Genomic DNA, 25,356 nt, shown 5'->3' on the forward strand with positions numbered 1-25,356 from the left:
CGGGTTCCGGTCCCAGGCACACCGGTCGTTCAGAACTTTAGCGTCCAGCCTGGATTACGTGCCTGCTCTCTGGTGTAAGCCACTCCATCCACGCGCAGGCCGCGGTCATTCAAAAGGGTAATGATTCCTCCCTTGTTGGGCAGAAAAACCGGTGGAACAAGTTGTATACGCAGCGCCTCCGCAGCCGCGATAGTCCCTGTCAGGGACATCTTGTTCTTGTCCCGATCCGCGATCATCCAGCCGTCAAGCGAGAGGGTCTCGTTGGTGGTGTTCAGAAGCGTTACGAACTCCACCTCGGGTGATTCGATGCTATTGACGAGCGCCGCGACAATGCGGATTGCCCCGTCCGGCATTTCCGGACCAGGTTGCCCGCCTGGGATAAACGGGTTGGTGACAATGTTCTTATCTGACGGCGGGCCGCTGGTTTCGGTATGAATCTGATGCCCTGTCCTGTCATCGGTATGCCAGGTCTGGGACTGGAATTTCAAAAATACCCCAACCCATTGGCTGGTCCGGGGGAAATGAAACAACAGGGCCCCATCCTGGTATACCCCGTCATCGCCGGTAAAGCGTCCCACATTGCCCTGGTTCATATGGATGTCATGGACACCATTGCCGGGGATAAAGCCGAATATCTTGTCGGTCGTGTTGTTCTCCGGTCCCCAGCGCTCGCCGAAAGCATAAACATGCGCCTCTTCGTCGGCCATCGCACGTTGCACGAACTGATCGATTTTTTCGTTCAGATCATTGTCCGGACCTGGGACATTGAAGGGAAGCACGCGCATATTGCGCGGATCGAACAAGTTGCTACGAATAAAGTCTAGCGCCACGCCGCCTGGACGGGATTGCAGCGGAAGCCATCCGAGAGGTTGATCGATCAACTCCGCCAGAATCGGATGATCGAATCTTGAATCCACAAGAAATTCAAGCTCGGAAGGAGCGAGTTGTGAAGCCACGTTTACCGCGATGCGATAATGAGTCGTATCATCGACGATGTGAATCTGGTAGTGCGGATTGGAGCCCGAGCCGAGTTGGCGGTTAACAGGGCGACCCTTTAGTACGCCATAAGAATTCAGTGGCATTTTTTGCTCCTCTTATAACGGTGCATTGTTGTGGCTCCTTGAGTATGGAGCTTTTTGCCTCGTCCGCTTCGTTGGGTTACGGCTTCGCCTAACCCAACCTACGAGCTCTGCTCCTGACCGGCATATTGGTGACCAGCAGTTCGCTGGGCGCACTAGCATCAACGTATCATGCCGGATGAAGAATGCGGGCCGGAATCTTTTGATGCTATACGCAGCCTGATCCAACGTGGGATGCAAACATCCTGCGGAATACGCTATCGTTATTCCGCTCCGCGCAGCTGGGCAATCAGGAAATCAGTAAGCCGCCGATAGTGAAGGGAGGCAGCCCTCCAAAGAAACGGCATATGAGCTCGCCTCCTCCATTCGCCCTGCATCTCAGGTAGGCGCCCACATCCGGATCCGATTGGAAACGAAGTTGCGGTATAACTCCTCCACCCCCTTCCGAGGAAGTTCCGGCAAGAGCGGCCTTCCCGCGATATATGCCCATGGTTGGAGCAAGCGATGCCTCGGCATTAAACTGTGGTATGTTCATTTTCAAATTCTCCTCATCAAAATCTTAAAGTCCGGATGATCAAAACGCTCTGTTAATCAGGGTGCAGAGCAGGATCTCTGACTTCCTCGATATCCCGGTGACCACATGCGAATCCGCATTATGCATGCCGGCTTAGGATATAGTTGCGCGGGTCAGTCCCCAGCGAAGAGTGGGACATAAGGTAGCGTCACAACTACACGCTCCTGACGCATCGTTGCAATCACAAAACAGTGTACATCCCTGATCCACATCTAGAGTTCTTATTCGTTGTGGCGTGACCGCCGAGGTGTTGGTCATGGAAACATCCTGCGCATTCATAAGGTAATTCTTACCTGTTTTGTAGATTGATGCTTCCGCAGTAAAACCTGGCATATTCATGATATCTCTCCTTTTGGGTGGTTAGCTCAACGATCATATTAACGATCATAGTATGGCGACATCTTGGTGACGAGAAATGGAAACTCCTCGGTCGCATCGACGCGCACAAAAAACTTCTCGGTAAAATCCGTGTTGCGGTGGGTGTAAGAAAAAATGGCTTTAAAGATTTTCCGGGTGCTGCTTAATGATGAAGGAATAACTTCCACTCCGGTCATTGAATAGTCACCGCCGTATTTCTCCGCCGCCTTGGCATAAATAGCGGGATAGCGCATGGCCAGATAATTCAATACACGGTGCTCATCGGTTGCCCCAGCGTTATCAGTCATTTGCATGATCCTGTCGAATAATTCCTCGGCCGCCGGACCGAATTGCTTGTCAGTCAATTTCTCCGGTTTCGGAATAGCCTTGATCAGTTCGTCGCGTCCGAATGAATAAATCTGATCGAAGACGATAATGGGCACCATCAAGCCGTTGCACATATCCGGCGGGGCAATGGGACCGCGCAGACCGATAACGACATCGATATCATTGGGTGCGGGCATGGGCCGGATCGCATCCACCAGCATATCGATATCCGCCGGGTCGCGCGGCTGCAGGAGGTAAGTTTCCAGCCCCTGTATGGTCAGCACCCAGCATAATTGGCGCACCAGATAGCGATTCTGACGTTGGGACAGAACCGCATGAAAAGCCTGTTGATCGGTTTTACCGGCCGTTTCTGTCCGCCCGGTTGCCTGGGCAAATTCCTTTTCCGCGGCGAGATTCGGAAAACGGGCTTCGACCCGGCCGATGGCATAGACATATGAGATCGTCGCGGTATCATTGAGATTCATGCCCCCACCTCCGTTTCCTCCACAACTACTACAGGTCCCCGCCCCCGCCTGCGGTGAGATTGCCGTGTTTGAACGAACCTCGGAATAAGGCGCGGGCGCTCGCATGTCATTCGTTTTAACCGGCTGGTCCAGCGATTGTTCCATCGTTTCAGTTTGCTCGGTCATGTTGCGCTCCTTGAGTATGAGGTTATTCATTTCGTCCACTTCGCCTGCCCTGCTGGTTTGTGCTATGCAACCTTCATATCCGGAACTCGTAAGTTCGCTAGGCGAAGCCGTAACCCAACGAACCGGCATATCCATGTTGGGTTAAGCGATAAAGCTGCTGGCCCAACCTGCGAGACTTCTTACCTCGACCGCCGATGGGTGAAAACCAGCCAGCGGTTGAGCCGGGCTGCCCGGTGTTCACAGCCTCCGCAAGGTGGGATTCCAAGATAGGAGCCCGTTCGCTTAATCACATCGCCAAGCCCGATCTCATCATCTGTGATAAATCCAGGTAGATGTACCCGATGGGGTTGCTGCCCATTTTTATCAGGCGCGCTGTTCGCATCATCCGCTTTTTCCACTTTGCTTGCCTTGGTCATGCTATTTGCCTTCTTGCATTGAGCGTCAGCAGGGTTTGCCAGGCGGTGTCTGCGTCCAGTAATGGAGGAACGACCGAGGCTCGCCGTGACCCTGTTATGGAGGCTTGCGTGATAGCGAGTTTGATTTGTGCGCCTGTTGCGGCGGGAAATTCCGACCATAGCAGTGCAATGGTCCCGGTGACAAAAGGCACCGCAACGCTCGTACCACCCAACGTGAGTGATTGGCCGTCAGCGTTCAGACTGGTAATGTTGTCGCCCGGCGCGCTCAACCCTCGCGTGCCTATCGAACTGCCCAGATTCGATTCGTTTATAGGCCGGCCACGCAAATCACAAGCCACGACCGGAATGACCCATGGGTGGCGGGTAATGGCGGAACTTCCGAGCGTGCCTTGGTTGCCCGCTGCCGCAACGATCAGTATGCCGCGTCTGAGGGCGAGATTGAGTGCCTCTTCCAGCGCATGCTCCCCCTTGGTGGAAGGCTGGGCCAGGGCGAGGCTCAGGTTAATGATGCGTGCGCCTGCCCCAATGCATTCAAGGATTGCCGCTGCCAGTTCCTGAGGCGTCGAGCTGGGCATGTGTTCGCGCCCGGCGGTTTTTTCGGTAAAAATGGGACGTATGAGGAGGGTACAGCCGGGACAAATGGCGGGCGCAGGGGAATTCCGTTTCGCAGATAAGATCCCGGCTATAAAGGTTCCATGCAGGCATGCTGCGCTATTGGCCTGTGTGCAGGCTGCCCCATTGTTTCCGGGAATTTCCCGGAGATTCTCGCTTGCCAGATCAGCGTGCCGGGTAAGGACAGGGCCATCGATGAGTCCAATCCTGATGTCAGAAATACCGCTGGTGCGTTCCATCAATGCCGAGAGCCTGACCAACTCCGTAGGAAGCATAGCGCGCGTCACCCCTTGAGCCCTTGATGGCAGATTGCCGGAAACCTTGCATTGGTCAATGCCAATGATCAGGCCGCTTTATTTGTGGTTAATAAGTTTTTTTGATTCCCTTTTTATAGAAATACTCTTTATCCTCGAGCCGTTCAGTGCGTTACCTAACATAGCATCCTCCAACACCTGATTCCTGTCAGGTCATTGTATTGATTTGGAATTGAGATATTATTCGCCAAAATCTATTTATTTCTCGGGAATTTTGAATCCCAGATAAGTCAGGTTGCTGATTCCCATTAAGATAAGCAAAGTCTCGGGAAATTCCGGGATAGACATGCCATCCGCCACAGAACCGACGAATACCATGCCGAGGATAAGTGTCCATATGACAACTTGAAGACGGTGAAAACTCACGCCGTTGCCGTCATCGCAAATTTCCTGCCAGAATCCCCTGGATTGCCTGCGCTGCGCCTGGTTACCCAGTTGATGGGATAGTTCCTTGATTTTTTGCGAGAGGACCGTCAACTGGCTTTCATTATCCGAAGAAAAGCCGTCCGGATTTTTTTCTTTCAACGTTTTAAGATTCTGTTCTTCCTGCCGAAGCTTCGTGACTTCGTCCTCGGCCCCGGATTTCTTGCTGTTTCCGATCAAGACTGCACTCAGCCCGGTGGCGCCACTGATGCCCAGGAGGATAAGTACTTGTTGGGGAATATATTCCATAGTACCGGTCAATATCCAGATGCCGACAAATGCCAGTGCGACCATCAATCCCCAGAAGGCCATCTGGCTTTTGCCCAGGCTGTAATAGCCGGTATCTTTGTCCTTCAGCATGTTTGTCTTATTGACGATCAAATAATAGGCAACAAATAAAAGCAGCAAGGAACCACTGACAGTGGCGAGTATTTCTGATGCCGGTGCGAGATAGACAAAAAACGGGTAGGTGGATTGCACCACTAATGGCAATTCGTTACCTATCCCTATGCCCACCTCGATTGGCATTACATACTCATCCTTGCTTTTGAACACCATGTCCCATGCCTCGCGGGATTCTTTAAGCGCAGGATTGCGTTCAAGATAGAAACTGAAGCGTAGCGTATTTCCGTTATCGAACTGGGATATGGCGGAAGGCAGATTGGCCATCCTGATCCCGTCAAACAACAGGAAAAATGTTCTTGAAGCGCCGGTCTTTTCCAGCTCGATTTTCAATCTTCTGGCAACATCGCCGGTTGCTTTGATATGGACTCTTTCGCCCATTTTAAAAACGAAATCTTCCTTGTTCTTGCCCTCGTTTTTTCCGACGATAAAAAGTTCGCCTTTCTGGCTTTCCGGTTGAGCCTGGCCCCTTGCTGCGTCAGGGGATGGGGCCGAGACGGGAGTATCAATGGAAGCTTCAACGGTTGTTTCCTGTGCAAACACCTGCGGAAAATAAGCCAGCAGCGCGGCCGTGATAATGATGGTTGAATAACGCATAAGGATTTTCCCCTTCATAGAATTGATCGCCCTATTGGCACGTATCTTTCGCCTCATATCGCTTGTCGAATATGTCGCAGGAAGGGCTATCCATGCTTTTTCGATGCGGCGATGCGCAAATAGGAGATATTAAGAAAATCTCATTATAAGAATAGCAGAGGGATCGGGTTGCGGCGGTCAAAAATAAACAGGTATCCGCAACCCCGCAGCCTGACGTGCGACAAAGGACGCTTGGGGCCGAACTGCTTTATTTGAACGATTATCGGTTTTCGGACAAGTGGAGCATGACGAATATGCTGGGCCTCAGGCATACCGCAATCGGTAAATCCGGTGACTCCTTAATAACAGCCTTTTTTACTGTCATTCCCAACATTCATGTAATAGAGATCGAGCTGTTATCAGCCTAGTTCATTTATGGTGCTGCCGATGCAGGCAGACCAAACCAGCGGTCGAACATAAAGTTAAATACGAAGGTATAGACCAGGAAAAACGCTAACAGGCCTAAATCCAGCAAAAAAGCCTACCACCTGCGCATCACGACCGGCCGACTTCGAACGAAAATCGCGCCACACGCTTCGTCCAAGGCGCGAGTACCGCAAGCCTGGTATCGGCAGGTATCTCCTCATCGTGCGTCTCCAGCCATTCGCGTAGGCGTTGCCAGCCGGCCGCATCCTCAAGCCAATCCTGATCCATCTCCTTTATGAGCCAGCCGATATCATGTGGAACTTCATTTACGGCTGCGGCCATCGCCCCGCGCTCCACCGCTGCAAAGAAATTGCGCGCCAGCATGGGCGTGCCGGTATCGACTGCGAGAAGAAGCAGCACGGCCTGGTAATGACCCAAGGGGTTGCCCGGCCGCGGGAAAGAGCGTTCCTCGTGCGGCCCGAGCCCCGCCTTGATCAACCGATACACGTTAACAAACCGCTTGAGGGCGCGCGGCGAGCGGCCGAGTATTGGCGCAAGCTTTGTCATGAAATCAAGTTCGGCAGGAATGATTTCAAGGCTCTCGAACGTCGGGTAGGCGGGTTGTTGAGCAATGGGAGTCGTGGTGGTGCCAACATTGCTCCCGGCGGATGCGGAGCCTGCCGAAGCAACCTGCTGCTGCGCTGTATGCGCCGCCGGTGCGCTTGCCCCGGATATTGGCTGCTGCGGCGTGATCGGAATCCCTGAAGACATGTCAGCGCCCGCTACGGGCGTTATTATCTTGCCAGCCGCTTTTTCTTGCTCCCCCTCTTTCGAGTCTTGATCGGGATGCTTCACGCTCGTTCGCAGCAGCCCGCGCACCATGCGGTCACTAGCGGCGGCATCCATGGGCCTCAGCCAGAATGGAATCTGGAAAATCTTCTCGAGGTAATCGTTGGGCGTCGCCGAGCCGACGAGCAGCCCCGTGTCACTCTCGTCGTTTACCGGCCTGTTGTCGACATGAAGCAATTCGCGATAGCGCGTCTGTAATGAGCGCTTGATCCAGCGCGCATCCACCCCGACGACGACAACAAAGAGCGGGAATGCCAGTAGCAGATGCACCGCTTGCAATACCTCCACCACCTTGTTTGGCGGACAGCGGTCGAGATCGTCGATATAAAGCACAATGCGATTGATGCGCTTGTCCTTGTCCTTTTCCTCTTCAGCCAGGCTTGCATACCGTTTTGGGCCATCGGTGCGGGGTGGCTCGGACGGGTCTTCAGGCGACAGCGACCAGTTTTCCTCTTCGATCAGCCCGGAAAGTTTCTCGAAATCGTCGCGCACCAGTGCCAGCACGCCGAGGTGCTTGCGATAGTCGCTGCTTGCGGCGCGGTCGGTGATGAAATTGGCAAGCAGGCGGCCGGCTGTCGCAGCCTTGAGCTCGGCATCGGCGGCGGCCTCGCGCGCCTTTGCCTCCGCATGCCTCTGCAACGCAGAATCGAGAGCCGCTGTCAGCTCGCGCAGCCTTTGCTCGGCTTGCGTTACCTTCTGCACATGCGTGGCAGTCTCCTTCGCCATCTCCTCGTCAAACTTCTTCTGCGCGGTCTCCGCTTCATCGAGCCGCTGCGACATCCACTGGGCCTGTTGCTTGAGCCAGGGAACGCCTGACGCGATCAACGTCGCCAAACCGGTGGCGTAGGCGTAGATGTCGGTAACGCTCGATCCCAGCATCTGTAATATGAAGTGCACAATGATTGCCATGACCGGCGCCCCGAGAAGGCTAAAGAGTAGCCAGTTGAACCGCCGATTCCGATCCTTGGCGTGCATGAGCGGGGCGAGAAATCGCTGTCCGCGGCCGAGCACGCCATGGATCTGCCGCAGCGCGCCTTCGAGCTCCACGGCGCTTCGGCCGACTGCTCCGAGATTGAGTTGTTCCAGTGCATTGACGACCGGCTGGTGGGCACCGCTCAGCACAAAATCTTTCCGTACGTGTTCAGCGTTCAGTTTGGCCAGTTCTTCCGTTTTTTCGTTGAGACTCTTCTGCGCGGCGTCGAGAGTCACCTTCGCGGCGGTCGCCGCTGCTTTCGCACTGTCGGCGGCGTTGCTTGTTGCCTGCGAGAGCGCCTTCTCCTCGGCAAGCTTTTTGATCAGTTCCTCCTGCAACGCCCGGCTGATTCTTGGGTCTTTCTTCGCATACAGGTTGTCGAGGATGTGCTCGACGAGGCTCGCCCAGAGATTGCCTTCGACATAGTGCCAGGCGTTGAACTCGATCTGTACGATATTTTTATAAATGGGCAAGTCGCGCTGCATCCGGTTCGCCATGCGCGCTTCCATCGCCAGGCTGTCGATAGCCGCTCGCAACTGGCGCATGAAGAACGTCTTGCCGGAGCCCCACTCGCCGAACAGGCCGATGGAGAGCGGCGGCACGACGGTTCGTGCGGCAATCAGCGCGGCGAGTGCGCGCACATCATTCTGGATATCCAGCAGATCATCGCCACCCACGCGATCGGCGATGAAGCCGCTGAAACGGCGTACCGCCAACGGTGTGCCGATAAGCAGCGCCTCCCAGGCATCATCGTCGTCCCCATGGCCCCGCAACCACTCGCATAGCGCCTCACGCACGAATACGGGGTCGAGCTCCATTTCGGCGAGGCGGTTGAGCGCGCCTGAGCGCTCTTTTGTTGTATCACTGTGCAATAGGGCTGCGAGGAGATGACGTGCATGGATTTCCGGATCGTGCGCCGTGCGCTGTGCAATGTCGCGCGCCCGTTCCAGCGCCGCGAACAGGTAGCCCGTCATCTCGACGGGAAGACTGCGAACCGCCCTTTCCGATCGCGCCTGCAGGCCCCGTGATCCACGTTTCTTGAAATAGCGGTCCCGTATTGCCTCATACTCTTCTGTGTGCCTGTCGATCAGCTCGCGCAGGAAATGTGCGACCCATGGGCCTCCCGTGTCGGTGGCTTCGGCGATCGCAAGCAGCATGAAACTGGTGGTCACGGCAAGCGGCGGCGTTACGCCCGACGCCATCTCGGCTGCCCGATTCATCAAAAATGGAATCGAGCTCGCGGTCTTGAACTCGGAGAGCCGTATCAATGGTACGGTCCCGGTATCGGGTGGAACTGGTGATTCCGGCTGCTGACGGGATTTCCTGGACGCTCCCTTCGTCAATGGCCGATTCGATTGCTCGGGTGTCTGCGCGGATGCCTGCCCTGTCGCCGGGCCTGTTGCCGGGTCTGTTGCGGCGGCCTCATTGCGGCCGTCAATGTTTGAACTATTCAAGTTCCCGTTGGGCGCCGTTTCCACCTTCGCAGGGGTACCAGCAAGTGTGGCAACCGTATCCGCTACTTGGTCAAGCTCCGCATCGCTTAGGCTCGGGGGAAAATCAGCGAGGGCCTTATCTCCCGTCATGGCAATCTTGGGCGGCAACGCGAGCCAGCCGAGGAAAAGCGTTGGGAGCCGCACAAGCACGCGGAACACGTGAGATTCCGATTGCTCTTCCAGCAAGATGCTTTGCAACACGCTCGCGATGGACTCGTCGCGCACGCAAGGGGAACCGAGCAGATCATCCGAAACAAGAAAGAGCATTATGGCCACATTCTCGACTTCGTCACGGAGCGTATCAGGCGCGCGGGCCGATTCAGCGAGATATTCGTCGCTCCATGCTTCGACGCTCAGCCCTGCCGGAAAGCGTTCCCTGTCGTTCGTACGGACAACGAGGCGATCCTCCAGCCGATGCCGCCAGTCCTCATCCCGGCTGGCATAAACCAGGATGATTCTTTTACCGGGTGCCATAATCATGATGTTTTCTTATTGGATTAATGCCTTTTGGGCCATGGTTGATCCTCGGATTCAGAACCTTGCTTTGCCCGCTTCCGGATGCTTCAATTCCGTATCAAGCCTGAATGATTAGAGTTATTATTACATAAAATCATATATTTAACATTATTACTTAATGATAAATATCAATGTGGAACATACCTTAATCTGAGTTCAATGTCCCCCAGATCGGATATTGCGTCGTAATCATCGTATCGCCTGTTACCGCCCGGTGTGAGGTTTCCTCCTCCATAAAATCAAGGTTTCGCCCAAGATGGCGAGCAGTGAACCATTATGAGGGCGTGCAACCGGATTTAATTCCGGCGTCAAACCCTCATTCCGATGTTTTTTCCTGTTTCTCCCATTTTGCATAGCACTCCAGCCCACAAAAATGCAGCACGTAGTCGACCGCTTCTTCGTTCATTGCCTCGGATATCGGGATCTCCTTCAAGCATACTTTACAGGGGACCATGTCCGGATCAGATGGTTTTTCCGGCTCACGCATTTTAAACCTCCTTTTCTAAACCCTTTACGAACCCTTTGTGCCGGCTCTTAAAGGGAAGCGACCAACGGCGGAAATGCCGGTAGCCAAGCCAGCTACACGACCGTTGTTTCAATCATATGAATGAGGAGGGCCGGATAAACGCCCAGCCATATCAGCAGCAATGTTAGCGCAGCCAGGGTTACACTTTCCGCCAGGGAAGCCGATACCGCACGCGTTGCCTGTTGTCCAGGGGCTGTCTTCGGGTCATGTGCGTACATCGCAGCAATAATCCGCAGGTAATAATACAGTCCGATCGCGCTACCAACCGCCACGACGATGGCAAGCAGCCACAAAGATGCACCGACTGCGGCTGCGAGCACGTAGAATTTGCCAATGAAACCCATCGTCAGCGGAATGCCTGCGAGTGACAGCAGCATGGCCGTAAACACCCCTGCCAGCCACGGTCTGCGCCAGAACAAACCGGAATAATCGGCAAGTGTATCGCTATCCCGTTCCGGAGCACCCTCGGACAGTACCGTAACAACGCCAAAAGCGCCCAGCATGGTAACAAAATATGCTGCAAGGTAATAAGCCACTGCCTCTACCGCCATCGCACCGAATGCCAGAAATCCAACCAACAAGTAGCCGAACTGCGCGATCGACGAATAGGCAAGAATTCGCTTGATGTTCTCCTGCCGCAATGCGAGCAGGTTTCCTGCCAATATCGTAGTGGCCGCGATCAGACTCAGCGCCAGCGTGATCGATTGCGATTGATGCGCTTCCGCCGCGGTGAAGTAGCGTAGCAGCATGGCAAGCATGGCACCTTTAGAAACCGTGGCAATGAACGCGGTCACCGGCGCGGGCGCGCCTTCATACACGTCCGGGGTCCACATATGGAATGGCACCAGCGCCAGTTTGAACCCAACGCCGGCCACTATCAGCGCAATTCCGGCGAGTCCATAAGCGTCGAGCCGCTGCTCGGGGGCGGCAAGCATGGCGCCGATCTGCGCGAACTGCATCGTTCCCAGCTGCGCGTAGATCAATGCCATGCCGAACAGCAGAAATGCGGAAGAAAATCCGGCCAGGACCAGATATTTGATGGCGGCTTCCAGCGGACGCTCGGTGTTTCGTGGATAGGCTATCAGTGCAAAAAGCGAAATACTGAGCAGTTCGAGCCCGAGCAGGAAAGAGGCAAAATGGCTACTCGCCACCAGTACCACCCCGCCCAGCGCGGCCAGCAGCAGCAGGATGTAAAGGGCCTCATGGCGACTTTCACGACCGCCGAAGTAGCGGTAGCACAGCACTGTGACAACAAAGGTCGCGGCGAGGACGAGTCCCATGTAAAACAATGCGTAGCTGTCCACGATCAGCAGTGGCGTGATCTGGCGCGGCTCGAAGTCCGCAGCTAGGGGCAACGCCGCGAACGAGAGGATCAGCCCGAGCAACGTCAACGCTATCACCGGCTGGGGGCGGCGGTAGAATGCGGCGACCAGCATCACTAACACCGCATTCGCCGCAACAATGATCAGTGGCAACAAGGCCATAAGGTCGGAACGTATCAGAATCATTCTGCGTCCGTTTGGTATTGACTGGCCGCGATGTCTCGCAGGCCATTGATGGCGGGTGCTGCCGCGTCGAGGACGGGTTGCGGATACAGGCCAAGCCAGACCGTGACGGCGGCCATTGCACCAAGGGTTGTCATTTCCCGGACGGAAAGATCGGGTATCCGCCAATCATGCGTATTCTCGCCATGAAAAGTTTTCTGCACCAGCGCAAGCGCATACACGACACTGGCGACAAATGCCACGGCCGCGACGGACGCCAGCACGCTGCTGGCGCGGTATAATCCCATCAGTATTAGGAATTCCCCGACGAAATTACCCATTCCCGGCAGCCCAAGCACGGCAATAGCAAAAAACAATCCCATTGCCGCCAGGCGCGGCATAACGCTCCACAGGCCTTCAAAGCGGCGCATATCGCGGGTGTGGGTCCGCTCCTGCAAAATGCCTGCGATTACAAACAGTGCACCCGTACTGACGCCGTGCGCGATCATTTGCATCGCGGCCCCCCCAAGCGACCAGGGATTCCAGGCGAATATTCCGAGCACCACAAAGCCCAGGTGACTCACGCTGGTATAGGCCACGAGGCGCTTGAAATCCGTCTGGGCGAACGCCAGGAAAGCGCCATAGACAACGCCGGTTGCTCCCAACGCCATTGCCACCGGGGCAAAATACGCCGCCGCCTCGGGAAACAATGGAACAACGAAGCGCAATAACCCATAGGCCCCGGTTTTCAGCAGCACTCCCGCAAGAATCACGCTTCCTGCTGTCGGCGCCTCGGTATGTGCGTCCGGCAACCAGGTGTGAAATGGCAAGATGGGCACCTTGACTGCGAACGCAATGAAAAAGCCGAGCATGATCCACAGCTCGGTGGAGGGAGACATGGCCGTATTCAACAGCTCGAAATAATCGAATGTCAGGACTCCGGTGCTGCGGTAGTGGACGAATACCAGCGCAAGAATTGCCACCAGCATGAACAGACCGCTCCCCTCGGCAAAAATGAAGAACTTGATCGATGCATACAACCGCTTCTCATGGCCCCAGATCGCAATCAGGAAATACATTGGCACCAGCATCAACTCCCAGAAGAAGAAAAACAGGAACAGGTCCAGCGCAAGGAATACGCCGACCGCCCCTGCCAGGGTCCATAGCAGGTTGAAATAAAAGAACCCCTCGCGTTTCCGGATTTCGGTCCATGAGCATGCCACCGACACCACCCCCAGGAAAGCGGTCAGCACGACCAGGATGAGGCTTATTCCATCCATGGCCAGATGAAAGCTCACTCCGAAACGCGGAATCCACTCCGCCCTGATCTCGGCAAGCCACCCTCCGTGAGCGGGAAGAGCCATAGCGCTGGCAGACTGCAGCCAAAGCCATATCGTCAATACGAGCTCGATGCCCACCGTAGCCAGCGCAACCCACTTCGCAGAGCCCGGATGCCACCAATTCGCCATCCATGACAGCAAACCGCCGGTCACCAGGATGAAAATTAATGCGGAGAGAATCACGCGAATATCCCGATGAATATAATACCGATCGATCCGGCGGCAATCGCCGCCGCGTAGCGGCGTACCTGTCCGCTTTGCGTTGCACTCAAGGCGCGATAAAGAAACAGACAAAACTCGGCCAGGCCGCTGTAGATATTGTCGATCACGTCGTGCCGATTGACCTTCTGGAGCCACCTGAGCATGCACGAAATCGCCATTCTGTAGATATTGTCGATCACGTCGTGCCGATCGGCGTACGCAAGCCAGAGATAGGGCCGGACGAACAGGAACTCATAAAACCGGTCGAAACCCCAGCCAAAATGCCAGAACTTCCGGATTCCTGCCAATGCCGGGATCAGCATCAGTTCATGGAGAAAGGCGGGATATCTCAAAAACAACAGGTACGCCAATGCGATGCTGCCAAGAGAGGCAGCAATTGCGAGCAGCTCCAGGATGGTTTCATCATTTTTACCGTCATGAACGACCTGAGCCGGCGGCAAGGCATGCTGAACAAAGCTGGAAAACAGCGTTAAATTGCCGAGAAAAGGTGGAGTTTCAATCCATCCGCCGACTAGAGAGAGTGCGGCAAGAACTATAAGCGGTATGGTTATGCGCAGCCCTGGCCGTCTGGTTTCGGGAGGCATCGCAGTCCTTGCTTCGCCAAAAAAGACGAGAAACACCACGCGAAAGATGTAGAGGCCGGTCAATATTGCACCTCCCCATCCCGCGGCCCATAACCATGCATTCCCTCCTGCTGACGACCAGGCCTGCCAAAGAATCAGGTCCTTGCTGTAGAAGCCCGCAGTAACGAGCGGCAGCGCCGCGAGCGATGCGCTGCCAATCAGAAAAGTCCAGAATGCAACGGGAAGTTTTTTTCTCAGCCCACCCATCCGGAAAATATCATGTTCCTCATGCAAGCTCATAATGACCACACCTGCGCTCAGGAACAGCAGAGCCTTGAAGAAGGCGTGAGTCATCAGGTGAAAGATGGCTGCCGACCAGGCGCCCACTCCTAGCGCGAGGAACATATAGCCGATCTGGCTGATGGTCGAATACGCGAGCACGCGCTTGATGTCTTTTTGGGCAAGTGCACTGAACCCTGCCAGCAGCAGGGTAAGGGCGCCTATTACTGCTACTGCCAGTTGTACGGGTGGGGCAAGCGAAAAGAGCACATGCGTGCGGGCGATCAGATAGACGCCTGCCGTTACCATCGTTGCAGCATGGATCAGCGCGCTTACCGGCGTGGGGCCAGCCATTGCGTCAGGCAGCCAGGTCTGTAGCGGGAGCTGGGCAGATTTGCCCACCGCACCAGCAAGCAGAAGCACTGCAGCGAGAATAGCGAGCTCCGATCCCTCCGGCCACTGCTGCGTCACGCGCTGCATCAACGGCTGGATATCAAGGGTTCCCAGATGAATGAACAGCAGAAAAAAGCCGATCGCCATAGCGGTATCGCCGATCCGGGTCACGATAAACGCTTTGCGCGCGGCGCGCCCGTTGACGGGATCCCGATACCAGAATCCGATGAGCAGGTAACTGCAAAGTCCCACCCCTTCCCAGCCAAGGTAAAGAAACAGCAGATTGTCGGCAAGAACCAGGATACACATCGAGCCGACAAAGAGATTCATGTAGGCGAAAAAGCGCGCGTAGCCCTCATCGCTAATCATGAATTCCGTGGAATAGAGGTGAATCAGGAAACTGATGATGGTCACGACCAGGACCATTACCAGTGATAACGCATCGAGATAAAAGCCGATCCTCGGCGAAAAACCGGCTATGGCAATCCAGACCCATGCTTCCTGCTGAAAGGCGAGCCCCGGCGGTCTTGCAGCGATGAAGTTGATCCCGATCAGAATGGCGATGAGTGCCGAGAGGGCCACGGAGCCCGTCCCGATTACCGCAATACTGCGCCGTCCCAGATGGCTTCCCCCTAGCGCCAGTACCAGGAAACCGGCCAGGGGCAGCGCAGGAATGAGCCACAGCAAGGGCAGCATATTATCCCCGCATTTTGCTCACCGCGTCAGCATCCAGTGTCTGGAAGCGGCGGTGCAACAGGAGCAGCAATGCGAGGCCGACAGAGACTTCCGCGGCCGCCACGGCAAGGATGAATATGAACATCACCTGGCCGTCGGCCTGCTCCCAATGTGAACCGGCAACCACGAAGGCAAGCCCGGCCGCGTTGATCATGATTTCGATCGACATCAGGATGAAAATCAGGTTGCGCCTGACCAGGATGCCTATCATTCCCAGCGCAAACAGTATGGCCGCTAGCATCAACCCGTGATGCATGGGGATTGCGGCAATGGCTTCAGCCGTTCTCATGGCCGTGCCCATCCTCCTGTCGACCCAGATGGCAAGCCCCTACCAGCCCCGCCAGCAGCAGCAATGAAGCCAGTTCAACGCCGAGAAGATACGGTCCGAAGAGAGCGATGCCGACCTCTTTGGAACCCACCGCGGCAGCGCCGGAGAGAGTGCCGCCTTGCGCGAAAATATAAAATAGCTCGGCCAGCAGCAGCGCCGCCAGAATGGCGGGCCCCACCCACATACCGGGGTTCAGCCAGTCTCGCTCTTTTGCCGCAGCAGCTTTGCCGAGGTTAAGCATCATCATCACGAATACGAACAGCACCATGATCGCACCCGCGTAGATGATGACTTCCAGTGCCGCCACAAAGGGCGCACCCAGCGCGTAGAACACTATTGCCACGGCAAGCAGCGAGACGATCAGGTAGAGCAGCGCATGCACTGCGCTCAAGCCTGTGATAACCATCAGCGTGGCCGCGATGGCGATGGCCCCGGATAGATAAAATGTGACTTCCATGGCGCCTCCTGTACTTGAGACTCTGTTTCGGAATTCAGGGCAACAGGCGATGCAGATCCACGGGTGGTGTTTCGTTTTCGGCGTCGCCCTTGTTCTTGCCCCCCTTGCCACCTATGGCAAGCCCCGCCACGCGATAGAAGTTATAGCCGGGGTACTTGCCGGGACCATCGATCAACAGATCCTCTTTTTCGTACACCAGATTCTTCCGGTCGTATTCACCCATCTCGAAATCCGGGGTGAGCTGGATCGCGTCGGTAGGACATGCCTCCTCGCAATACCCGCAGAAAATGCAACGCGAAAAATTGATCCGGAAGAACTCGGGGTAACGCCGTCCATGCTCGTCTTCCGTGGCCTGGAGAGCGATGCAATCCACCGGGCAGGCGGCCGCGCAGAGATAACATGCCACGCAGCGTTCCTCTCCATCTGGATCGCGGCTCAGGATAATACGTCCGCGCCAGCGTGGCGGGATATAGGGTTTCTCGTCCGGATACTGAATCGTCACCCGGCGCCGGAACATGTGCGAAAAGATGATCCACATTGTTTTCAGAGAATTCCACATGTCATTTTTCTCCTCGAGCCGCACGTAATCATCGGGATTCCCATGCCAGTACGATGGCTCCCGTGATCAGTAAATTGATAAGCGTCAGCGGCAACATCACCTTCCAGCCATAAGCCATCAACTGGTCGTAGCGAGGCCGTGGCAATGATGCCCGCAAAAGAATGAAAAAACCGATGACGATGGAGATCTTGAGCAGAAACCACATCAGCGGCGGCAATAGCGGCCCTAGCCAGCCGCCGAAGAACAATGTCACCATCATCGCCGAGATAAGGATGATGCCGACGTACTCGCCGATGAAGAACAGTCCGAACTTCATACTGGAATATTCGGTGTGGAAGCCAGCCACCAGTTCATTTTCCGCTTCAGGCAAATCGAAAGGCAATCGGCGCGCCTCGGCGATCCCGGCCACGGTAAAGGTTATGAGACCGAGGATTTGTGGAATGCAGAACCACAGGTCTTCCTGCGCATGCACGATGTCACGCAGATTGAACGAACCGGCCAGCATGACGACGCCCATCAACGATAGCCCCATGAAGACCTCGTAGCTCAACATCTGGGCTGCCGCCCGGAAGCCGCCTAAAAGCGAGTACTTGTCATTCGATGCCCATCCTCCCAGAGCAATGCCGTAAACTCCCAGCGAAGACATGGCGAGAAAGAACAACAACCCGATGTTCAAATCCACTACGCCGATACCAGGCGCGATGGGCACGACGGCAAACGCGAGCAGCGCGGTAACGGCGATTACCGCCGGTGCCAGCACGAACACCACCTTGTCGGCGAACGGCGGTATCCAGTCTTCCTTGGTGAGGAGCTTGATCGCATCGGCAACGATCTGCAGCATACCGAATGGCCCAACCCGGTTGGGACCGTAACGGTCCTGCCAGACGCCGAGCAGGCGGCGCTCGATCCACGACAGCAGCGCCGCGAAACTGAATACGACGATCAGAATCACGATCACGTTTGACCAGTTTCGCGCCAGTTCGCTCATGGCACAGCTCCCTCCCCTATCTTTACACCCTCCTCCATCTTTGTCACCCTGCCCCATCCCGGCAGCGTGATCCCGGTCAGGCCTGGCAGACCGGCGGGCAACCCGGCGACGCCGCGTTGCAACTCGGCCTTCAACTGCACTGGCAGCCTATAATCCGCTCGGCCTTTCCTGTTCAATTGCAATTGCGCGCTATTTCCCGCGGCCAGGCCGAGTTCTGCCGCATCCTCGGGGTTGAGTGCCAGATAGGGCCTTGCAGCAAGCTCGGCGATGCCGGGCGCGAGTGCGCTCAACTCCTCCGTACCGAAGATATGATACAGCGGCACGACCAGCCATTCGTCAGCGCGCCGGTTGAATGCCATGGGTATGTTGCTGAAGTAGGCTATTCTGCCGCTTGGCGCCGGCTCGATCAGACGCACACCGGGGTCACCACCGGTAAGCGAGCTGCCCACCTCATCCTGAAACTTGTTGACTGACTGCACCGAGTTCCAGCCCGGTGCCCAGAAACGGGGAATGAGTGCGGAAGGAGGATGGCCCAAATATCCTTCCATCGAAAACGAGAACGGCGCGTCCGGATCATCGGGTGGCTCTGGCTCATGCACGCTGATGTCGGCCAGCATGGCCGTGCGCCCGCTGTAGCGGTGTGGCTCGCGCGGGATTTTCTGGCCGTCGATGCGAAAACCCGACGCCGGTGCGGCGCTTAAAATGGGTTGCAGCCCGGGGATTTCTCTGCCACAAGCGGTGGTGACATGATCCAGGTTCAGCCAGGGATCATCCTTGTCACGCCCGGTCATGGCCATAATGTCTTGCGCCCAGCGCCAGCTTTCCTGGATGTCACCCTGGGGGGCGAATATCTGAAAGAAGCGCTGTGCCCGGCCTTCGTTGTTCACCAATGTGCCGTCCGCCTCGGCGAAAGTACCTGCCGGCAGTACCACATCGGCCCTCGTGCTGGTTTCATGGTCGGTGTGGTCGATGACCACCACATGTTGGGCGGCGTTAAGAAACCGGTCGACCGCCGCAGCGTCGGCGCGCCGATAAAGATCGTTTTCAAGGATAATAACTGTGTCGGCGGAAGTTTCAGTGGTACCACGCACCGTCTCGAATGCCGATTCGAAGCTGGCGCCGCCTATCATCGCCGCGCCCAGGCTGTTGCATTCGGTAACCGCAAAGCAAAGCTCCGCCGGATGTCCGCTATTGCACAGCGCCCACGCTACGTTGGCTGCCGCCTCAATGACGGCCGTATCGCCGCAGCCCATGCCGGAGATAACGAGGGGACGCTCCGCGTTTTTTAGTGCCTCTGAGACGGCATAGGCAAGCTTGTACATCGCATCTGGCAAGTTCGGGACCGGCGGAGCACTGGAATCGAGCGCATGCGCCACTGCGAAACCGAGACGGGCCAGGTCATCGGGCGTACCGCGAAAGGTTTGCGTGGCGACGTCATCGAGCCTGGTGCTGGTGATGGTAGCGACAAATAGCGGTCCTCGTTCCTGCTGCACCGCCTCACGCACGGCGTGGTCGTTCCAGTGCGGGATGTGCATCTTCTCGGCTATCTTCTGCGGCTGGCGCCGCACTGATTGGCGCAGCGCGAGCGTGAGCAGCGGCGCGGTATTGGTTACATCCTCACCCAGCACCAGAACAGCGTCGGCGAGCTCCACATCGTGCAACGATGGCGAACGGGCGGGTCCCTGCCTCAAAATATCCAGCATGGAGGTGAGCAGACGGCCATCTCGTTCGGATACGCCAGCATAAAACCGTTCGGGTCCAACCAGGGTGCGCAGCGCAAAGTTGGCTTCGATCGAAGCGCGCGGAGACCCGATGCCGATTGGTTTGCCCCCATTGGACAACAGCGTAGCCAGGTGCTGAAGCACCTCGCGTTTGGTGGCAGATTGCAACGGTACGTTCCTGTCTTTTCGCAGGACGGGTTGCCCGATTCTGCGCTTGCTATTGACGAACTCGTACCCATAGCGCCCGCGGTCGCATAGAAAATAGCCGTTGACCGCACCATTGAAACGATTGTGGATGCGCCGCAATGTGCCATAACGCTCGCCGGGAATCGTGTTGCAGCCTAGTGCGCAGTGTACGCACACCGATGGCGCCGTTTGGAGGTCCCACTTACGGGTGTAATGCTGCTTCAGCGTTTTGTCGGTGAAAACACCGGTTGGACAAACCTCCACCAGGTTGCCGCTGAACTCGCTTTCGAGGGTGCCGTCCTGATGGCGGCCGAAGTAGACCTGATTGCGCAGCACCAGCGCGTCCAGATCGCGCCCGCCGGCGTAGTCGCGGTAGAACCGCGTGCAGCGGTAGCACTGGATGCAGCGGTTCATCTCGTGGTTGACGAGAGGGCCCAGGTTCTGGTTGTGAAACGTACGCTTCCGGCTGCGATAACGGCGATAAGTATGCCCGGTCATCACCGTCATGTCCTGCAGATGGCATTCGCCGCCCTCGTCGCACACCGGACAATCGTGCGGATGGTTGATCATCAGCCATTCGATCACGCTGGCGCGAAACTCCCGCGCCTCGGGGTCATCAATCGAGATGCGGGTTCCGTCCGTGACTGGCGTCATGCAGGCCATGACGATTTTGCCGCGCTTGTCCTCTTCATTCTTGAACTGCTTGATCGCGCATTGACGGCATGCGCCCACTGAGCCCAATGCGGGGTGCCAGCAGAAATACGGAAGGTTAAGCCCCAGCGAAAGACACTGCTGCAACAGGTTTTCGCCATCTCTGACCGGATAGGGCCGATTGTCGATATGGATAGTCGTCACCTTCATCTCCAGGGGCAGCGTTTCTCACGGATATGCCGATCGAAATCGTCCGCGAAATACTTGAGGCCGCTTTGAAGCGGTTCGGCGGCGCCGGGCGCCAACGCGCAAAAGGTATGTCCCGGGCCCAGCAGGCGCGCGTGAGATTGCAGCCGTTCCAGATCGGAGGGCTGACCATGCCCCTCTTCCAGATCTTGCAGGATCTGTTCGACCCAGGAAAGTCCCGACCAGCAAGGCGTGCACCACCCGCACGATTCCTGGGCGAAGAAGTGTTCGAGATTGCGCAGCATGCCCACGGGGCAGGTCTTGTCATCGAGGACGATCATGGTGCCGGTGCCGAGGCGGCTGCCCGCCGCCGCCATCGAATCGAAATCCATTGCTGCATCAAGGTGGTCGGCGATCAGAAAATCGGTCGATGCGCCGCCCGGCAGGAGGCCACGAAACTGGTATCCGTCACGCATGCCGCCAGCATGCTCTTCCAGAATTTCGCGGATCGGGGTGCCCATTGGCAATTCCCACAGCCCCGGTTTCTTCACTCTTCCGCTTACGCCATACAGTTTGGTGCCGCCGTCGTCGCTACGGCTCAGGTTTTTGAACCATGCGGCGCCGTGGTGCACAATATGCGGCACGTTGCACAGCGTTTCGACGTTGTTGACGACGGTAGGCTTGCCCCACAAACCGCTTATCTGTGGATAGGGAGGCTTGGCTCGCGGATTGGCGCGCTTGCCTTCGAGCGCATTGAGCAGCGCGGTCTCTTCCCCGCATATGTAGCGCCCGGCGCTGACATGCAGGTGCAGTTCGAGGCCGTATTCCGAGCCGAGGATATTCCTGCCCAGATAGCCGTAGCGGTATGCTTCGGCAATTGCCTGCTCCAGCCGCTCCGCCGCCAGCTTGTAAGCCCAGCGCAGGAAAATGTAGCCTACATCGGCTTGGACCGCATACGCACTTACGATCATGCCTTCTATCAACTGGTGTGGATCGCCTTCAAGCAACAGGCGGTCCTTGAATGTACCGGGTTCCATCTCGTCTGCGTTGCAGATGAGATACTTGGGATGCGGTGCGTCCTCTCCCATCGGCACGAAACTCCATTTCTGTGCGGTAGGAAAACCCGCTCCGCCGCGCCCGCGCAGGTTCGACTCCTTTACTACCGCCATGACTTCGCCTGGCGCCATGCGCAACGCCTTGCGCAGCGCCACGTAGCCACCCGCCTTCTCATACTGCGTGAGATCCGGCGGTTTTTTTCCCGGCGAGATGTTACGGGTCAGCGGTGTTTCCATCAGTTGGTTCTTTTTCTTCCTGTTTTTCTTCCTGCTGATAACTGGCCAGGATTTCATCGATCCTGGCCGGATCCAGATCCTGGTAATGCGCATCATCCACCATCATGACAGGCGCATGATCGCAAGCGCCGAGGCACACATTCGGCAGCAGGGTAAAGCGGCCATCGGCAGTGGTCTGGCCCAGCCCGATGCCCAGCCGATTCGTCAGATGCTGGTGCATGCGTTCGTAACCCATGACCCAGCAACTGACGCTGTCACATAGCAGAATGACGTGCTTGCCCACTGGCTTGCGGAAAATCATGTTGTAAAAAGTGGCGACGCCCTCCAGTTCAGCCGGCGTTATCTGCAACGCCTCTGCCACGTCCGCAATGCCGTCATCCGATACCCAGCCACGATGCTGCTGTACGACCTTGAGCGCCTCGATGCATACCGCGCGATTATTCGGGTAGTGCCGCGCGTGCGCCTCTATTTCCCTCCTCTCCTGTTCACTCAGCATTGTTCCCCTCAGCGTCCAAGTTAGCGGTCCACATCGGCCATGACAAAATCGATGCTGCCCAGAATGGCGATCAAATCGGAAATCATCAGCCCGCGGCTGATCAAAGGGATCATCTGCAAATGTGGAAAGGAGGGCGTGCGAATCCGCACGCGGTAGGCCATGGTATTGCCGTCGCTGATCAGGTAATAGCCATTGTTCCCCTTGGTCGCTTCGATGCCCACAAATGCTTCCCCGGGAGGAATGACTGGCCCCCAGCTCACTCCCAGGAAATGATCGATGAGCGTCTCAATATCGTGCAAGGTATGCTTCCTGAGGGGCGGCGTGGTCAGCGGATGGTCCGCTTTATGCGCGCCAGCCGGCATGTTCTCCAGGCACTGCTCGATAATGCGCAGGCTCTGGCGAATCTCTTCAGCGCGAACGGCACAGCGGTCGTAGCAGTCACCGCGCTGGCCGGTCGGTATGTCGAACTCGAAGTTTTCATAGCCCGAGTAAGGCCGCATCTTGCGGAAATCCCACTCGAAGCCGCATGCGCGCAAGCCGGGGCCGGTTACTCCCCATTCAATGGCCTCATCCGCCGAGTAGCTGCCGACGCCGCGTGTTCGGGCTTTCAGGATGCGGTTCCCCAGGGCGATCTTGTCATACTCATCAAGCCTCGACGGCATATAGTCCAGGAAGTCCCGCACCAGCTTATCCCATCCCTGTGGCAGATCCTGTGCCACGCCACCGATGCGAAACCAGCTCGGGTGCATGCGTCCGCCGCAGATGGCCTCCACGATATCGAACACCCGCTCGCGATCGGTGAACATGAAAAATACCGGCGAGAGGGCACCCAGATCCTGCGCGTAGGTGCCGTAGAACACCAGGTGGCTGGCAATGCGAAAAAATTCAGCCATCATCACGCGTGTCACCTTCACCCGATCGGGCACCTCGATGCCGGCCAGCTTCTCCACCGCCAGCACATAGGGAAGGTTGTTCATTACCCCTCCCAGGTAGTCGACACGGTCGGTATAGGGAATATAGGTATGCCAGGATTGGCGCTCACCCATTTTTTCCGCGCCGCGGTGATGAAAACCTATTTCTGGCACCGCGTCGACGATTTCTTCGCCATCCAGCTGTAGCACGATGCGAAAGACGCCGTGCACGCTAGGGTGATTGGGACCCAGGTTGAGAAACATGAAATCTGTGCCATCATGCGCCCGCCGCATTCCCCACTCTTCCGGATGGAAACGCAGTGCCTCCTGCTCGGCGTCCTCCTTATCCTGCGGCAGGCGGAAAGGTTCCATCTCGGTAGCGCGTGCCGGATGATCCTTATGCAAGGGGTGCCCTCGCCAGGTGGGCGGCAGCAGGATACGGCGCAAGTGAGGATGGTTATCGAAAACTACGCCGAACATATCCCAAGCCTCGCGCTCGTACCAGTTCGCCGAAGGCCAGATATCGGTAATGGTCGGCATTACCAGATCATCCGCAGGAAGCGCCACCTTCAGGCGGATATCCTCGTTTCGGGCAAAGGACAACAGGTGGTAGATCACGGTGAAATTGCCTGTTGGCTGGCCTTCCCGGTGGACACGCGTGCGCTCGTCAATGGCAGTGAGGTCATACAGCATGCGGTAGGGCCGTTCCGTCTCCAGTTTCAGGTAACGCAAGATATCGGAGACCCGATTCCTTTCGATCCACTGCGTGGGCATACCATCGTGAGTCACCTGCTGCGCACCGATTGCGGCGCCGAAGCGATTCCGCAATTCGTGAAGAATGTCCGGGGCGTTCGGCTCAAGGGCAACGACGGATGAAGTTTGGCTCAAGGTTCAGACCTCGTCGGGACTGCGCAGTACGGTCTGGCGCATTCGTTCCCCTCTGTTGAGATCACGCTGCGATAGCCGGTTCGACCGTTCGATCCCTTGTGGACCGATGACCCAGCTCAACGGGCGCCGTTCCTTGCCAATCGCATCCTGCAACAGATTCAGCCCTTGCAGGAATGCATCCGGGCGAGGCGGACAACCCGGAACATAAATATCCACCGGAATGAATGCATCCACCCCCTGGACTACGCTATAAATATCATACATGCCGCCAGAATTGGCGCAGGAACCCATCGAGATGACCCAGCGCGGTTCCAGCATCTGCTCATAAAGCCGCTGGATCACTGGCGCCATCTTGATGAATACGGTGCCGGAAATCACAATCAAATCGGCTTGGCGGGGTGAGGCGCGAAGCACCTCGGCCCCGAATCGGGCAACGTCATATTTGCTAGTGAAACTGGTAGCCATTTCAACGTAGCAGCACGAGAGACCGAAGTTGTATGGCCAGACGGAATTCTTGCGGCCCCACGCGACGAGGTCCTGCAGCCGGGCCAGAAGTACGCTGCGGCGTCCATCTTCTTCAAAACCATGGTCGCTGCGGGTGATTGAAGGCTGTCGTGCTGGCTCGGTTGGCTCAGCTTGCCCGGTCGGCTCAGTTGCCTTGGTCAGGGACCATCGCATCGTTTACCCCCTTTTTGTCTATGGGAGCGATGTCCGCTGGAGCCCCAATCCAGGGTGCCCAGCCGCCATAAATAAGCGAGTGCAGCGACCAGAACGCCGATGAAGATAGCCACCTCGATATAACCGGCCCAGCCCAGCTCGCGAAAAGCGACAGCCCACGCAAAAAGGAACACGGCCTCCACATCGAAGATCACAAAGAACATTGCGATCAGATAAAATTTGGCGGACAGACGTAATCGCGCTAGACCGACCGTGACGATGCCGGATTCGAAGGGTTCGTTCGCCGCACCCGCCCTGTGGCGTTCACCCGTAAGATGCGAGAGTATCAGGACACCGGCTATCAGCGCGATAACGAGAAGGAAGTAAGCTACCAGAGGCCAAATCTCAGCCGATTGTGCTGCCGGCGTATTCAAGGATCAGGTTCCTTCCTTTCGATCGGGCCCCTTGATTGTTCTTGCGAGGGCCGGTGAGGAGAAAAATACCGAT

At 56.6% G+C, this 25,356-nt stretch carries 21 protein-coding genes; all 21 read right to left on the bottom strand.

Features of this window, described 5'->3' with window-relative positions; all coding sequences use genetic code 11:
* Nucleotides 1-29 precede the first annotated feature (29 nt).
* Nucleotides 30-1,082, bottom strand: a complete 1,053-nt coding sequence (locus BLO43_RS01670; protein WP_090905412.1) for a DUF2278 family protein — start codon at nucleotides 1,080-1,082, stop codon at nucleotides 30-32.
* Between the two features lie 286 nt (nucleotides 1,083-1,368).
* Nucleotides 1,369-1,614, bottom strand: a complete 246-nt coding sequence (locus BLO43_RS01675) for a hypothetical protein (protein ID WP_074632177.1) — start codon at nucleotides 1,612-1,614, stop codon at nucleotides 1,369-1,371.
* Nucleotides 1,615-2,030: 416 nt separating this feature from the next.
* On the bottom strand, nucleotides 2,031-3,017 hold the full coding sequence (locus BLO43_RS01680) for a cyanobactin maturation protease PatG family protein (protein WP_254773272.1): 987 nt from the start codon (nucleotides 3,015-3,017) through the stop codon (nucleotides 2,031-2,033).
* Between the two features lie 382 nt (nucleotides 3,018-3,399).
* Nucleotides 3,400-4,290 carry a S8 family peptidase gene (locus BLO43_RS01690; RefSeq protein ID WP_090905416.1) on the bottom strand — a complete coding sequence of 297 codons (891 nt, stop codon included), beginning with the start codon at nucleotides 4,288-4,290 and terminating at the stop codon, nucleotides 3,400-3,402.
* A gap of 237 nt (nucleotides 4,291-4,527) precedes the next feature.
* Complete coding sequence (locus tag BLO43_RS01695; RefSeq protein ID WP_090905418.1) at nucleotides 4,528-5,751, bottom strand: hypothetical protein; 1,224 nt, start codon at nucleotides 5,749-5,751, stop codon at nucleotides 4,528-4,530.
* A 412-nt stretch (nucleotides 5,752-6,163) separates the two neighbouring features.
* Nucleotides 6,164-6,265: a chlorhexidine efflux transporter gene (locus tag BLO43_RS17135; protein WP_217628006.1), complete on the bottom strand. Its 102-nt coding sequence runs from the start codon at nucleotides 6,263-6,265 to the stop codon at nucleotides 6,164-6,166.
* A gap of 20 nt (nucleotides 6,266-6,285) precedes the next feature.
* Nucleotides 6,286-9,951, bottom strand: a complete 3,666-nt coding sequence (locus BLO43_RS01705; RefSeq protein ID WP_090905420.1) for a P-loop NTPase fold protein — start codon at nucleotides 9,949-9,951, stop codon at nucleotides 6,286-6,288.
* Nucleotides 9,952-10,303: 352 nt separating this feature from the next.
* Nucleotides 10,304-10,474 (bottom strand): DUF3330 domain-containing protein, encoded by a 171-nt coding sequence (locus tag BLO43_RS01710; RefSeq protein WP_090905422.1) that lies wholly within the window; start codon nucleotides 10,472-10,474, stop codon nucleotides 10,304-10,306.
* Between the two features lie 92 nt (nucleotides 10,475-10,566).
* Nucleotides 10,567-12,021 carry an NADH-quinone oxidoreductase subunit N gene (locus BLO43_RS01715; protein WP_090905424.1) on the bottom strand — a complete coding sequence of 485 codons (1,455 nt, stop codon included), beginning with the start codon at nucleotides 12,019-12,021 and terminating at the stop codon, nucleotides 10,567-10,569.
* Nucleotides 12,018-13,520 (bottom strand): NADH-quinone oxidoreductase subunit M, encoded by a 1,503-nt coding sequence (nuoM, locus tag BLO43_RS01720; RefSeq protein ID WP_090905427.1) that lies wholly within the window; start codon nucleotides 13,518-13,520, stop codon nucleotides 12,018-12,020. The genes BLO43_RS01715 and nuoM overlap by 4 nt, the downstream gene beginning before the upstream one ends.
* Nucleotides 13,517-15,490 (bottom strand): NADH-quinone oxidoreductase subunit L, encoded by a 1,974-nt coding sequence (gene nuoL / locus BLO43_RS01725; protein WP_090905429.1) that lies wholly within the window; start codon nucleotides 15,488-15,490, stop codon nucleotides 13,517-13,519. Before nuoL ends, nuoM begins: the two co-directional genes overlap by 4 nt.
* 1 nt (nucleotide 15,491) lies before the next feature.
* Entirely contained in the window at nucleotides 15,492-15,800 is a 309-nt protein-coding gene (gene nuoK / locus BLO43_RS01730; RefSeq protein WP_090905838.1) for an NADH-quinone oxidoreductase subunit NuoK, read from the bottom strand.
* 4 nt (nucleotides 15,801-15,804) lie between these two features.
* Nucleotides 15,805-16,314, bottom strand: a complete 510-nt coding sequence (gene nuoJ, locus BLO43_RS01735; protein WP_090905431.1) for an NADH-quinone oxidoreductase subunit J — start codon at nucleotides 16,312-16,314, stop codon at nucleotides 15,805-15,807.
* A 34-nt stretch (nucleotides 16,315-16,348) separates the two neighbouring features.
* On the bottom strand, nucleotides 16,349-16,873 hold the full coding sequence (nuoI, locus tag BLO43_RS01740; protein WP_090905433.1) for an NADH-quinone oxidoreductase subunit NuoI: 525 nt from the start codon (nucleotides 16,871-16,873) through the stop codon (nucleotides 16,349-16,351).
* Between the two features lie 28 nt (nucleotides 16,874-16,901).
* Nucleotides 16,902-17,861, bottom strand: coding sequence for an NADH-quinone oxidoreductase subunit NuoH (gene nuoH, locus BLO43_RS01745; RefSeq protein WP_090905435.1), 960 nt, complete (start codon nucleotides 17,859-17,861; stop codon nucleotides 16,902-16,904).
* Complete coding sequence (nuoG, locus tag BLO43_RS01750; protein WP_090905839.1) at nucleotides 17,858-20,623, bottom strand: NADH-quinone oxidoreductase subunit NuoG; 2,766 nt, start codon at nucleotides 20,621-20,623, stop codon at nucleotides 17,858-17,860. Before nuoG ends, nuoH begins: the two co-directional genes overlap by 4 nt.
* A 2-nt stretch (nucleotides 20,624-20,625) precedes the next feature.
* Complete coding sequence (gene nuoF / locus BLO43_RS01755) at nucleotides 20,626-21,954, bottom strand: NADH-quinone oxidoreductase subunit NuoF (RefSeq protein ID WP_254773275.1); 1,329 nt, start codon at nucleotides 21,952-21,954, stop codon at nucleotides 20,626-20,628.
* Nucleotides 21,875-22,393, bottom strand: coding sequence for an NADH-quinone oxidoreductase subunit NuoE (gene nuoE, locus BLO43_RS01760; protein WP_090905440.1), 519 nt, complete (start codon nucleotides 22,391-22,393; stop codon nucleotides 21,875-21,877). Before nuoE ends, nuoF begins: the two co-directional genes overlap by 80 nt.
* Before the next feature lie 20 nt (nucleotides 22,394-22,413).
* Nucleotides 22,414-24,192 (bottom strand): NADH-quinone oxidoreductase subunit C/D, encoded by a 1,779-nt coding sequence (gene nuoC / locus BLO43_RS01765; protein WP_090905442.1) that lies wholly within the window; start codon nucleotides 24,190-24,192, stop codon nucleotides 22,414-22,416.
* Nucleotides 24,193-24,195: 3 nt separating this feature from the next.
* Nucleotides 24,196-24,870 (bottom strand): NuoB/complex I 20 kDa subunit family protein, encoded by a 675-nt coding sequence (locus BLO43_RS01770; protein ID WP_090905444.1) that lies wholly within the window; start codon nucleotides 24,868-24,870, stop codon nucleotides 24,196-24,198.
* The gene (ndhC, locus tag BLO43_RS01775; RefSeq protein ID WP_090905446.1) at nucleotides 24,855-25,283 is read right to left on the bottom strand and encodes an NADH-quinone oxidoreductase subunit A; all 429 of its coding nucleotides are present in this window, start codon (nucleotides 25,281-25,283) and stop codon (nucleotides 24,855-24,857) included. The genes BLO43_RS01770 and ndhC overlap by 16 nt, the downstream gene beginning before the upstream one ends.
* Nucleotides 25,284-25,356 lie beyond the last annotated feature (73 nt).

This window comes from Nitrosospira sp. Nsp13, from assembly GCF_900101945.1.
GTDB classification, from domain to species: Bacteria; Pseudomonadota; Gammaproteobacteria; order Burkholderiales; family Nitrosomonadaceae; genus Nitrosospira; species Nitrosospira multiformis_D.